A 12,810-nucleotide genomic window follows, 5' to 3' on the forward strand; every position below is an offset into this window, starting at 1 on the left:
TTGAACTTGAAACGGATGATATGGGCCATGAAATGACGCCAGTGGGCGTCTTTTTTCTTGTCAATTTTCCAATACAGATTTTTAAAGAGTACTTTGTCAACAGCTCCAATTTGAGACGCATTTCGACATCTGCAAGGAGGTGGATATTTGCCGGACATCAAGGAAAAGCCGAAGTCGGCACAGATAAAGAGCAGAGACAAAAAGGCCCGTTCCCCGCGAGAGGTCAGCGAGGGCATGAAAGCCAACGCGGTGCGCAAGCTGCGGGAGAAAGGCCGTGAACAGCTACCGGACAGGCAGGCAGATGTACAGGATGGCGTGAATCATCCAAACCCCGGCGCCCATGCCGCAGAGCAGATAGAGCATGGCGCCTACACGGGCATCCGCACAACTGGCGACGCTGCCAAGGCCGGGCTTGACCGCTTTCGCCGGAAACAGGCCGAAAAGCGAAAGCTGCACCGCGCAGCCCGTCAAGCTGAAGAACAGCCGGCAGTACACAGACCGGCAGATGAAAGACCCCGTAGCACCGAAAGAACACGGGACACCGGACGCACCGGGGAGATAGCGGAGCCGCAGCGTGAGTTATGGAAAGAGAAAGCGATAGAGGCAAAGCGGGAGAAAAAGCGGCTGGAGCAGGAACTTACCGCATCCAGCTCACCGGCCAGCAGCAGCGGCGCACCACTCCCTGTTTCAGAAAAGAGCGCCGCGCCGGAGGCACGCGGCAAGGCGCAGGCCATCAAGGAGCGCAGACGGGACACCAGTATCAAGACCCGCCGCACTACCGGCCCGGCCATTAAGGAGCGCGGGGCAGCCGTAAGCATCAAGGGACAAGCTGCCAAGCCGCCAGTCAGCAAACCGGCAAGCGGTATCAAATCCCCACGGGCAAGGACTGCCCGCACACGTCTATCGTCTGGCGCAGCCAAGCAGGCCCGCCGCCATATCGAGCAGCAGGGCAGGCAGTTTGCCGCGAAAAAGGCGGCAAAGGCCACGGCGCAAAAGACCGGGCAGGTCTCTAAAAAAGCGGGAACTGCCATTGTCCGCGCCGGGAAAACGGCAGTTGCCTCGCTTGCCAAGGGCATTGGTGCTGTGCTGGCCGCTGGCGGCGGGGGCATCCTTTTGGTGGTGCTGTTGTTTATCGGCGCGATTGCTGCGATTGCCTCGTCGCCCTTTGGCATCTTCTTTGCCGCTGACCGCAACGGGCCGGACACGGTTTCCGTGGCCGAGGCCATCGCGCAGGTCAACATGGACTACAACGCCAGACTGGAGGAATTGCAGGCGGGCGACTATGACAGCATCGTAATTGAGGGCGCGACGCCGGACTGGACGGAGGTTTTGGCCGTGTTCGCCTGCAAGACCGCCGGAACAGACGAGGGCGTGGATGTGGCCACGATGGACGCCGAGCGTGTGGAACTGTTGAAAACCGTGTTCTGGGACATGGTCTCCATCACCACGGAGGTGGAGACCATCGAGCACGCTGACAGCGACCCGGACGACGGCACAGACGATAGCAGCACAGAGACCGTCCTGCATATTACCATAGCGGCCAAGACCGCGGAGGAGATGCGGACGGTCTATGCCTTTACCGACTATCAAAACGACGCCCTGACCGAACTGCTTGCTGACCGCGCCAGCTTGTCCACGCTCACCGGCGATCTGAGTATTACCAACGTGGATGCCAAGGCGCTGCTGGACGCGCTGCCGGAGGATCTGTCACCGGAGCGGCGCGCCATCATCGAGACCGCCTGCCAGCTGGTGGGCAAGGTCAACTACTTCTGGGGCGGCAAGAGCCTCGTCCTTGGCTGGGACTCCCGCTGGGGAGCCACCATGCAGGTAACGGCAGACGGCAGCTCCACGACCGGCACCTACCGTCCATTCGGCCTCGACTGCTCAGGATACGTCGATTGGGTTTTCTACAACGCCAGCGGCGGCGAGTACATCATCGGCCACGGCGGGGGCGCGGCCAGCCAGCACCGCTACTGCACCGCCATCTCGTGGGACGATGCGCTGCCCGGCGACCTTGTATTTTACCCGGAGGATTCCCACGTCGGCATTGTCGGCGGCAGGGATGAAAACGGAAACCTTATCATCATCCACTGTGCCAGCGGCTACAACAATGTAGTCATTACCGGCTTAGAGGGCTTTACCTCCATCGGCAGGCCGGTATATTTCTCAGATTAAATGCAGGCAGCCCGGAGGTCTCCAAAACTGGGGGCCTCCGGGCTTTTTCTCTGTGTCTGGACGGACTGTGCATCATTCTGCTCGGTGCTAATCTTTCAAATATATTAACCTGTGAACCAACACAGCCGTGATGAAATTGCTGCTTTTAGGTATCGGTAGATATCGTCGTCTTTTAGAGCGTAATTTGAAAACATATGATGTCGCCAGACATTTCCACACGAATTTTTCCACCTAATGTTTCGGCAGTGGCCTTAGCTATTGATAGACCAATTCCGCTGCCACTGGCTGTTTCTGAATGTGATTTGTCAACACGGTAGAAACGGTCAAAAAGGTGCTTAAGTTCCGAGCGGTCAAGTTCTCGGCAAGTATTCAATATCTCTATGACTATTCTGCGCCCTTTGCGAAATGCTTTAAGGCTGATCTCTGCGCCAGGCGGCGAGTACTTTACAGCATTGTCCAACAGAATGCTCACCATCTGCTGCACAGCAGCGCAGTTACTGGTGACGGTCAAGCTGTCCTCTATGCTCTGGGAATAGGTCTTGCCCCTTGCCCGGATCAGCGGCATGAAAGAATCCGCTGTTTCCCACAGGGCATCGTTGAGTGAAAATTCGCTCTTTTCCAGCGCGGGGCGCTCCTCGTCCAAACGCGAAAGGGTGATCAGATTTGCTATCAACTTGGATAGCCTACCAGACTGAATCTGTATATTCTGTACCCACTCATCATCCGCATGTTCCATGGCCAGTACGTCTGCACTGGTAGATATGGCTGTCAGAGGGGTTTTCAGTTCGTGACCGGCGTTTGTAATGAATTGCTTTTGCATCTCAAGATTACGCATATACGGCGCAACCGCGCGCTTAGCCAGAAACAGAACAAGGAAGAACACAACCACGAGGCAGATGGCAGCAATCAGCAGTGTATTGATAAGCAAATCCCTCACGGCGTACAACTCACGCTCTGCATTGAGAAAGATAACGGTTGTTTCACCGTCTGACGTTTTCATCAGATAGCGGTAGCCACCATAAAAACCTCGTTCTTTTCCGGCCTCCAGCACATGGCCAGTAAAGCTCAGAGCTTCATCCTCAGAAACAGAGGCAATATAGTCTTGATTGATGTTCAACAGTTCGCCGCTTTCGCCATAGCAAACAGAAAAAAACCGTATCATATACGGTGTCTCTCCAGTGAAAGGAAAACTACTGCCGCGCGGTGGTGCGCCCTCTTGGAACACAAGGTTAAATTCGCTTTCACCTACCTCATAAAGTATCGTTAGAGTATTATCGAGTTGGGTAGTGATGTTCCAATAGTTCCAGATGTTCACACAACCCAGCAGTGTCAGCACAACAGCCGTAAAGGCTATCATTGCGGCACCGATAAATCTCCAGCGCATTTTTTTCAGCATTGCAGGCTCTCCAGCGTATATCCAGCGCCCCGGATAGTTTTTATCTCAATATCGGCGTTCAGTTGTTTCAGCTTTCTCCTAAGAAAGCCGATATATGTCCATACAACATCTACCTCTGACTCAGATCCAAGTTCCCACACTTTGTCCATCAGGAGCGTGGTGGAGAATACTTGACGCGGATTGCGCATGAAAAGCTCCATGAGTTGATACTCCTTGTTGTTCAGGCGCAACTCACCGCTGGAAGTTTTGAGAATATACTGGTTGCAGTCAAGTTCCACACTGCCGAAACTCAGTGCCGCAGGCACATAAGCAGTGCTTCTGCGCACGAGCGCTCGTACACGAGCAAGAAACTCGCTCGTGGCAAAGGGTTTGGGCAGATAATCGTCTGCTCCTGCGTCAAGCCCGGCTACTCGATCCTCTACCTCTCCCTTTGCTGTGAGAAAAAGCGCCGGCGTCTTTATACCCATTTTCCGGACAGCAGTAAGCACCTCTATGCCATTCATTTTCGGCATCATGATGTCCAGCACCAGTGCGTCGTAAGGCACCGATCCGATAAAGTCAAGCGCCTCAGCGCCGTTATGTACCATGTCAACAGTATATTGATTTTTCTCCAGCATGAGTTTCAGCGCCCGCGCAATACTTACCTCATCCTCGGCAAGCAATATCCGCATAACAATCCCTCCCATCTAAATTCATATTCTCACAGCGACTTAAAATGTGCTTGAAATTATATCATAAATCTACACTTGTGATAAGTCGCTCCAATAGGAAAGAAATTTACGTCTCTGTCGTTCAAAAAATGTTTACAGAGTTTTTCAAGTACATTTTGGGATGCCAAGGTTAAATCTTTGTAAAGTCTTGACAGCCGAAAGGGATGAGAAATTGCATGAAACTACCGGGAACATACCGGCACGAGCTGAAATACCCGATCACCGCAGCAGATTACCATGCGCTGCGCCAGCGTCTATCCTCTTTGATGCGGCACGATGTACATGTAGGCGGGGACGGGTATTACACTGTCCGCAGCATCTATTTTGACAATGCGGACGATAAGGCGTTGCGAGAAAAGATATATGGTGTGCAGAAACGCGAAAAATTCCGAATACGCTATTACAACGATGACCTCTCGTTTATCACGCTGGAGAAGAAAGTGAAATATAACGACCTCTGTATGAAACTGGATGCACAGCTTGGTGAGAACGAATGCCGCGCACTCATCTCCGGGGAAACGGAGTGGATGAGATTCCATCCGTTAGACCTGGTGCGGGAATTGTACTGTAAGCTCAAATACCAACAGTTGCGGCCAAGGGTAATGGTTTACTATATACGCGAACCGTATGTTTACCCTCCGGGGAATGTCCGAGTGACCTTTGATTCCCAAATCCGAACCAGCCTTTTCAGCCGGGGCTTTACCTTGGGTAACGAGCGCGATATATGTGCAACAGATTCACCCGGCGATGTGGTTTTGGAGATCAAGTACGATGCTTTTCTACCGGAAATCATCTCATGCCTGTTGCAAACTGAGGGGCTTCGACGCCAGGCATTCTCAAAATACGGTGTTTGCCGACGCTTTGGATAAAAGCAACTATTACTACTTTAGGAGAGTGAATTTATGACTTTCAATGACATTTTTCAGTCCAGCTTCCTTGAGAGCGTTTCTGAATTTTCCCTGCTGGATACGGTAATCGGCCTAACCTCCGCGCTTATCATCGGGCTGTTCATTTTTGTGATTTACAAGAAAACTCTCACCGGCGTCATGTACTCCACGGGCTTTGCACTGACGCTTGTAGGGCTTTCCCTCGTGACAACGCTGGTCATTATGGCCGTCACCTCAAACGTGGTATTGTCCCTCGGCATGGTCGGCGCACTGAGCATCGTCCGCTTCCGCGCTGCCATTAAGGAGCCGGTTGAGATTGTGTTCCTGTTTTGGTCGCTGGCGGTGGGGATCGTGATCGGCGCAGGCATGATTCCGCTGGCCGTCATCGGTTCCGCTATTATCGGAATCATCCTGCTCCTGTTTGCCAACCGCAAGGTGCGCAGCAACCCATATATCATCATTCTCAACTGCGCAGACGAAAATGCGGAAACCGCAGTGATTGATGTGCTGGGCAAAGAGACACAGCACTATAACATCAAGAGCAAGACGATCAATGCTTCGGGTATCGAGCTTACCGCAGAACTGCGTACCAAGAACGCATCTACCGGTTTTGTCAATCTTATTTCCCGTCTGCCTGGCGTGGAAAACGCCACACTGGTCAGCTACAACGGGGAATACCTGTCCTGATGGTGAAAGGCTATGGTTGCACATAAACATACAACAAAAATTATAATAGCCATCATGGCGCTGGCCGTATGCCTCTGTCTGATTGCTGCGGTATTATCTGACCGACTCACATCTGCTACCAGCGATAAGGGCCTGACGATGGAGTACGAATCGGCTCTGTTCGACACCAGCGAGATTATCAGTATCAATATCGTGATTGACGAGGATGACTGGAACGAGATGCTGGACAACGCCACTGCCGAGGAATATTATCGCTGCGATGTGGTAGTCAACGGTGAGACATTTTATGGCGTAGGCATACGCCCAAAGGGGAACACCAGCCTCACTACCATAGCCGCCGATCCCACCACGGACAGGTACAGTTTCAAGCTGGAGTTCGACCACTATGTGGACGGGCAAACATGTTTCGGGCTGGATAAGTTGGTGTTGAACAACAACTACGCCGACGCAACAAACATGAAAGAGGCGCTGATTTACGACATGTATCAGTACCTTGGTGCGGACGCCTCGCTGTATAACTACGCCCAGATATCCGTAAACGGCGAGTACTGGGGCGTATATTTGGCAATTGAGGCGGTTGAGGACAGCTTTATGCTGCGTAACTACGGCACACAAGACGGGGAGCTATACAAGCCCGACAGTATGAACATCGGCGGTTTTGACATGGGCGATTTCTCACCCTCAAATATGTCCAGCGGCGGCTTTGACTTCTCGCAGTTCCAAGAGGAGATGCCCGAAGGATTTGAAACGCCTGAGAGTGGTTCTTCCAGCGGGTCGCCGGAGGGCAGCAGTGGTTCATTGCAGCCCCCCGACCGCGGCAGTTTCGACTTCGGAGATATGGATTTTGGAGGAATGGATTTCGGAGGCTTCTCGCTTGGCGGGGGCGGCGCCAACCTCAACTACACCGACGACGATCTGGACAGTTACTCCACGATTTGGGAAGGCGAAATTACCAAAACAAAGGACTCCGACCACAAGCGTGTCGTGACTGCCTTGAAGAATATCTCCGAGGGCACCGATCTTGCGTCCTATATGGATATAGACAATCTGCTCCGCTATATGGCCGTTCACATCTTCTCCGTGAACGAGGACAGCCTTTCCGGGATGATGGCTCACAATTACTACCTCTATGAGTACGGTGGACAGCTTAACATCATCCCCTGGGACTACAACCTTGCCCTCGGTGGTATGAGCGGCAGCAGCGCCACCAGCGTGGTGAACGAGGCCATTGATAACGCCTTTTCCGGTACGAATTTTTTTGATACGCTGCTGGAAAATGAAACTTACCACGAGCAGTATTACGCCTATATGACTCAACTGATAGAGGAGTATATAAACGGCGGCGGCTTTGAGGAGTTCTATAACCGCGTCCGCGGGCAGATTGATGAGCTGGTAGAGGCAGATCCCACCGCGTTCTACACCTACGAGGAGTACATCGAGGCGGTGGAGACGCTGTATGAGGTCGTAAAGCTCCGTGGCGAATCCATCAGCGGCCAGCTCGACGGCACGATACCGTCTACTTCCACGGAGCAGTCCGGTTCCGACGCGCTCATAGACGCCTCCCACATAGACCTGGAAGTGATGGGCAGCATGGACATCGGGGGCGGGTTCAGTTTCGGTGAGCAGGATGCGATTGGTAACCAGGCCGAACTTACAGCATCGGCTGAGGACGGTAACTCAGAGCCATCAGAATCTTCTGAAAACTCGCCCGACGGCTTTGATGCCTCACAGTTTCAAGGTGAACTGCCGGAGAATTTCGACGCCTCGCAGTTTGGAGATTTCGACCCATCCCAGTTCGGCGGTGAGACGCAGGGGAGTGGTGAGAGCACTGGGGAGGATTCCGCTCCACCTTTTGGCAGATTTACAGATGCAGGCACAGGAAACGCAAGCTCTTCGTCAATAACAACGTTAATCCAATATGGATTAAGCTTGGTCATTATAGTCATCGTATTTTTATTTGCTGTGTTCTACCGAAGAAAGCCAAGGCGGCGATGAGCTGATAGTAAACTTGGCCTCTCCAAATGATACCAAACGATACGCCCCTTGCCTCGCATGGCAGCGCCCCACGCGCAGGTGGCCGCCATGCTGATGCGGTTCTGCGAAAGCATTGTACAATAAGATATGACATTGGCGGGAGAGGGAGGCGGCAGCCTCCCTCTTTTGCTTTTGCGACCCGCCGAAATGTGTCTCAAATTGAGACGCATTTCGACAAGTGGAGGAACAACGGCAATATGGAGAATCAAGTCCTCATGGTGGGAATCTCCCTACAACTGTTTGAACGCCTGCAAACGCTGTTTTTGGAGGAGAGCATATCATCCGCATATACGGCCAGCATCCAAGAGGGCGCGCGCCGCTTTGCAGAAAAGCCCTGCCATCTGTTGATACTGGCGTTGCCGGAGGAGAACAAAGAAACATGGCTGAAGATACTGGCCGCCCTGCGCAAGTCCCGTCCGACCCCTATCATGCTGCTTGCCGACGAGTGGGACGAGGACACGAGAACGGAAATGCTCAAAGACGGCGCGGATATGTGCTTTTCCGCAAAGTCAGCGCCAGAGGCCATCGGCGCGCACGCGCTGGCGCTGCTGCGCCGCTATACCCTGTATAATCACTACGATATTTCCCAGCCGGACGCCTCTGTCCTGCACCGCGGCGAGCTGGTAATCGACCCGATCCGGCACCGGCTGACGCTGGCCGGAAACGAGGTGCGCCTGCGGCGGCGGGAGTTTCGGCTGCTGCTCTACTTCGCGGAAAATCCCGGCATCGTTCTGACGCCGGAGAAAATCTGCGAAACGGTTTGGATGACCGAAAGCCACTACAATCGGGACGTGTCGGCAGTGATTGCGGAACTGCGGAAGAAACTCAAAGACGATCTAAAGCACCCCGTTTATATTGAGACAGTGCATGGCGTCGGGTATCGGTTTTTGCCTTATAAATAGAAAAGGCCATAATTCCACAACCGGCGGATCTCTTTTGAGCTGCCGGTTTTCTTTGCCGGTTTCGTCGAAATGCGTCTCAATTTGAGACGTATTTTAGAAACTTGCGTTTTCCTGCGGGAGAATGTAGGCAGTTTGTAGGGAAAAACGAGGATTTATAAACTATACTCTCCTTATTCTATGAACGGGAGGGTATTTTATGAAACCGTTGCCCATATTGTCAAAACTGAGCCGAGAACAGCGAAAGGCCGTCACCCTGAGCCGAGGGGTGACGGCCTTTTTCTGTTCGACATTTCTTTGCCGCTTTCAAGAGAATACCACATTTCCGGCCATTTCCCGTGAAAAGGCGAAATGCAGCGCTTTGGATAACCTTTTGCCGGATAACCACTACTTTTCTGCACACTTGGCAAAATGGCCTTTTCCCGTTGCAGTAAGGATGAAAGGACAAGAGACCGTCTCGAAAACGGAGGTAAGACCATGAGCCACCACAAAGAACACAGTTTTGACGCCTATTGCAAAACCATCCTGCGCCGGACAGCGGCCAATGCCCACAAGCAGCGCAAGCGGCTTGCCGTCCGGGAGATCCCGTTTTCCGGCCTCTCTGAAACCGAACTGAACCGCCTGTGCTGCTACGACGACTACGAATCGGACAAGCAGATCTTTACCGCCTGCGGACGGGAAATCGAGATACGCTGCGACGCCCTGTGCCTCGCATTGGAGGCGCTGACACAGCGGCAGCGGGATATTCTGCTTTTGTCCTCCTGCTTTGGCCTGACCGACAATGAGATCGGCCAGCTTTTACACTTGCCGCGCAGCACTGTCCAATACCAGCGCAAGGCTGTCCTTGATTACATACGCGAATTGATGGAGGTCACGAATGAACAATAAGAACGCAAAACACGCCCACCGCCTGTTGCCCTATGCTGTGATCGTTGCCGCCTCTCAGGGCGAACCCACAGCCGTCCGCGCCGTCCTGCGGCACTTTGAGGGATATATCGCAAGGCTTGCCACGCGCACCCTCTACGACGAGTACGGAAACGTGTATCTGGCCGTGGACGAGGACGTGAAAAACCGTCTGGAAACCGCGCTGATTACCGGCATCCTCGACTTCGATGTTGCCGCGTAAATAACTCCCCCTTTTCTTTTCCCCTCAATCGGCGGGAGTGAGACCCACTCCCGCCAACCTTTCTTTTCAATCGGTACGGAGGCGGCAGAGCTGCCGCCCCGGTACGGGCTGAAAAGCCCAAGGGGATTCCCGCCCCGCCGAAAACTGAATAGGGCTGTTCGGTACATTCCGTATGCGACGAGCCTGCGGCGGGTACGCCGGGATATTCCACGCGGAAAGGAGGGATAGAGCGCGGAGGAATGGAGCGAACACTACCAGCGCCGTGAAACAGCCGAGGGCAAGGCTGTGGGCCGGGACTCGCATAAGGGCATAATGATACTTGCGTCGGCTATGCGTCACAGCGTAGGGCGCCCCGCCATGAGCATGGAGGGAGGCACGAACCTATGAGGCAGGGTGCCGCCTGCCGTCCGAAACGCCGCAGAAAAACAAACTGTGAATCCATAAAATCCGCGTCGGTCAATCCGGCGCGGATTTTGTCATAGTCAGGAGGCTATCGGATGCAGGAAATCATTATTGATCCGTGTCTGGAAAAGGACAGCGAGGGAAATCCCGCGCTGCGTATGCTTGTACAGGGCCGTGAAGTGCTGGCCGTGTTCTCCAGCAAGAAAAACACGGCCATTGGAGCGCAACTGAAAGAGGCCCTTTTGGATTCGTACTTAAAGGGCGTAAATAACACAAATATTGCGTGAAAGTGCGAAAATTTGACACTATTCCGCGAGTGTGAGATAATATATATGTAAGCAGAACGTGCTTGCGTGTACCTTGACAAGTGAACAAGGGATATGTTGATCTGCCATCTCACATATTGCGAAGAACGCAGAGAGGACGGATCATCATGTTACAAACGAGCGTTATCCCAAACCATACGACAATTCCCTATAACGTCTTATCCAAGGACGAGGCAAACCGTGTGCTGTGCCTGTATCGTGTTTCCACGGACAAGCAAGTGGACTACAATGAAAATAACGAGCCGGACATCCCTTTGCAGAAAAAAGCCTGCCGGGAGTTTGTCGAGAGCATGGGCTGGAATATCGTCTATGAATTGCAGGAGGAGGGCGTTTCCGGCCATAAGGTACGCGCCGAAAACCGCGACAAAATCCAGCGCGTCAAGGAACTTGCCAAGCAAAAGAAGTTTGATATTCTTCTTGTGTTTTTGTTTGACCGAATTGGACGTATTGCGGATGAGACCCCCTTTGTCGTAGAGTGGCTTATCAATCACGGCATCCGTGTATGGAGCACCCAAGAGGGCGAGCAGAAGATTGAAAACCACACTGACCGGCTGATGAATTACATCCGTTTCTGGCAAGCCGACGGTGAGAGTCAAAAGACCTCTATCCGCACTGCAACCCGGCTGCATCAGATTACGGAAGATGGCCACTTTACCGGCGGCATCTGTCCCTACGGATATAAACTTGTCAAACTGGGCCGCAAGAACAAAAAGGGCGTGGAACTGAATGACCTCGCCATCAACGAGGACGAGGCACCTGTGGTGCGGATGATTTACGATAAGTATGTGGTGGAAGGCTACGGCCCCCAGCGGATAGCCAACTATCTCCGGGAAATCAATCTGAAGAACCGCAGCGGTAAGAACTGGCACCCCGCCACCATTCGCGGCATCCTCCGCAACCTGACCTACACGGGCGTACTGCGGAGCGGTGATAGCCGTTCTCCATTGATAAAGGAACTGCAAATTATTGACGAGGACACGTTCATGCGGGCGCAAGAAATCTGCTACCAGCGGTCTACTGCTTTTGCTGATAAGCCCCGTATCCCGATGAACACAAGAGGAAACTCACTGCTTGCTGGCAACGTGTTTTGCGGCCACTGCGGAGCGCGGTTGTGCCTCACCACCAGCGGCAAGAGCCGTCCAAGAGCAGACGGCACCGACCCGGTGCGGGTGCGGTATGCCTGCCAAACCAAGACCCGGACGCATGAAAATTGTGACGGGCAAACCGGCTACACGGCGCATATCCTTGACGGGATGATAAACGATGTTGTACATACGATTTTTCGCAAGGTAGGGCAGTTTTCGGAATCTGAAATCGTGCGGCGAGGCCAGAAAAAGAAAATAAGCGAAAAGCAGGCCATCGTCCGAAAATTACAGCGCGAGACGGCCAAAACAGAAAAAGACCTCCATAATCTGCGCAACGAGATTATGAAAGCCCTTGATGGGAGCAGTGCTTTTACGCCGGAACTTTTAGGCGGCATGATAAAAGAGCAGGAGGCCAAATACGCCGAACAGCAGACGGCGCTGGAGGCCGCGCAGAAAGAGGCCGAGAACACCGCATTAGCCATGCAGGAAATGTCCGCACAGTACAATCAGTTTGTAGAGTGGGCGTATGTCTACGACACGGCCAGTATGGAGACTCGGAAGATGATAGTCGCCCAACTCTTTGAGCGGATAGAGGTCTACCGGGACTACAAGCTGAAAATCAAGTTTACGATTTCTGTTGAGCAGTTTTTGCAGGGGCTTGATAACATAGCATGAGATGTGACGAGATACTTGCCAATAGCATTATTTTCGACACAACTCAACAACCGCGCACTGCGTGGCGGTATGGTTTGGGAGAGCGCTTGAATGGCATTCAAGAGGTCAGCGGTTCGATCCCGCTTATCTCCACCAGAAAAAGGTCTGAAATCTTACGATTTCAGACCTTTTTCTCGTTTATATCTTATTGAAACAGGGGTATACCTCAGCCCTCTGATCGCTTGAACGGCGTTTCATAAGCGGATTGTTTCCCTTATCTCCATCATCCCGAAAAATGAAACTGAACATTTGTGTGGAAAAGCGTAAGCGCTCAACGACCACCCACCTTCCGTATCCCTCGAAAATGTGAGACAATATCCCAAAACTCAAAAAGCTGACAGTCAGTTTTTTAAGACTTCACATCAGGAG

12 protein-coding genes and 1 tRNA gene are annotated in these 12,810 nt (G+C 52.8%); 11 read left to right on the plus strand and 2 right to left on the minus strand.

Translation table 11 applies throughout. The annotated features are described in order from the left end of the window. Positions 1–147: 147 nt before the first annotated feature. Positions 148–2,175, plus strand: a complete 2,028-nt coding sequence (locus H6B51_RS14060; protein WP_243421327.1) for a C40 family peptidase — start codon at positions 148–150, stop codon at positions 2,173–2,175. A 172-nt stretch (positions 2,176–2,347) separates the two neighbouring features. Here H6B51_RS14060 and H6B51_RS14065 read toward each other — a convergent pair whose 3' ends face one another. Both H6B51_RS14065 and H6B51_RS14070 read right to left on the minus strand, forming a co-directional pair. Further along, the gene (locus H6B51_RS14065) at positions 2,348–3,571 is read right to left on the minus strand and encodes a sensor histidine kinase (RefSeq protein ID WP_204884274.1); all 1,224 of its coding nucleotides are present in this window, start codon (positions 3,569–3,571) and stop codon (positions 2,348–2,350) included. Further along, on the minus strand, positions 3,565–4,242 hold the full coding sequence (locus H6B51_RS14070; RefSeq protein WP_204884275.1) for a response regulator transcription factor: 678 nt from the start codon (positions 4,240–4,242) through the stop codon (positions 3,565–3,567). The genes H6B51_RS14065 and H6B51_RS14070 overlap by 7 nt, the downstream gene beginning before the upstream one ends. 215 nt (positions 4,243–4,457) lie before the next feature. On the opposite strand from H6B51_RS14070, the gene H6B51_RS14075 reads away from it, so the two are divergent. The 10 genes from H6B51_RS14075 to H6B51_RS14120 all read left to right on the plus strand — a co-directional run bounded on the left by H6B51_RS14075 (position 4,458) and on the right by H6B51_RS14120 (position 12,537). After that, a complete protein-coding gene (locus tag H6B51_RS14075; RefSeq protein WP_204884276.1) occupies positions 4,458–5,150 on the plus strand; it encodes a polyphosphate polymerase domain-containing protein in 693 nt (230 codons plus the stop codon). Between the two features lie 33 nt (positions 5,151–5,183). Then, positions 5,184–5,855: a DUF4956 domain-containing protein gene (locus H6B51_RS14080; protein ID WP_204884277.1), complete on the plus strand. Its 672-nt coding sequence runs from the start codon at positions 5,184–5,186 to the stop codon at positions 5,853–5,855. 12 nt (positions 5,856–5,867) lie between these two features. Further along, on the plus strand, positions 5,868–7,850 hold the full coding sequence (locus tag H6B51_RS14085; RefSeq protein WP_243421328.1) for a CotH kinase family protein: 1,983 nt from the start codon (positions 5,868–5,870) through the stop codon (positions 7,848–7,850). Positions 7,851–8,086: 236 nt separating this feature from the next. Continuing rightward, positions 8,087–8,791, plus strand: a complete 705-nt coding sequence (locus H6B51_RS14090; protein WP_204884278.1) for a winged helix-turn-helix transcriptional regulator — start codon at positions 8,087–8,089, stop codon at positions 8,789–8,791. A gap of 196 nt (positions 8,792–8,987) precedes the next feature. Further along, positions 8,988–9,269: a hypothetical protein gene (locus tag H6B51_RS14095; RefSeq protein ID WP_204884279.1), complete on the plus strand. Its 282-nt coding sequence runs from the start codon at positions 8,988–8,990 to the stop codon at positions 9,267–9,269. After that, positions 9,266–9,676, plus strand: a complete 411-nt coding sequence (locus tag H6B51_RS14100) for an RNA polymerase sigma factor (protein ID WP_204884280.1) — start codon at positions 9,266–9,268, stop codon at positions 9,674–9,676. The genes H6B51_RS14095 and H6B51_RS14100 overlap by 4 nt, the downstream gene beginning before the upstream one ends. After that, positions 9,666–9,914 carry a helix-turn-helix domain-containing protein gene (locus H6B51_RS14105; RefSeq protein ID WP_204884281.1) on the plus strand — a complete coding sequence of 83 codons (249 nt, stop codon included), beginning with the start codon at positions 9,666–9,668 and terminating at the stop codon, positions 9,912–9,914. The genes H6B51_RS14100 and H6B51_RS14105 overlap by 11 nt, the downstream gene beginning before the upstream one ends. A 497-nt stretch (positions 9,915–10,411) precedes the next feature. After that, positions 10,412–10,603 carry a hypothetical protein gene (locus tag H6B51_RS14110; protein WP_204884282.1) on the plus strand — a complete coding sequence of 64 codons (192 nt, stop codon included), beginning with the start codon at positions 10,412–10,414 and terminating at the stop codon, positions 10,601–10,603. A 146-nt stretch (positions 10,604–10,749) separates the two neighbouring features. Beyond that, positions 10,750–12,402, plus strand: a complete 1,653-nt coding sequence (locus H6B51_RS14115) for a recombinase family protein (protein WP_204884283.1) — start codon at positions 10,750–10,752, stop codon at positions 12,400–12,402. 63 nt (positions 12,403–12,465) lie between these two features. Further along, positions 12,466–12,537: transfer RNA gene (locus tag H6B51_RS14120), tRNA-Ala, on the plus strand. The last annotated feature ends 273 nt before the right edge of the window (positions 12,538–12,810 follow it).

Origin of the sequence: Pseudoflavonifractor phocaeensis, from assembly GCF_016901955.1 — a bacterium.
In the GTDB taxonomy this organism is placed as follows: domain Bacteria; phylum Bacillota; class Clostridia; order Oscillospirales; family Oscillospiraceae; genus Flavonifractor; species Flavonifractor phocaeensis_A.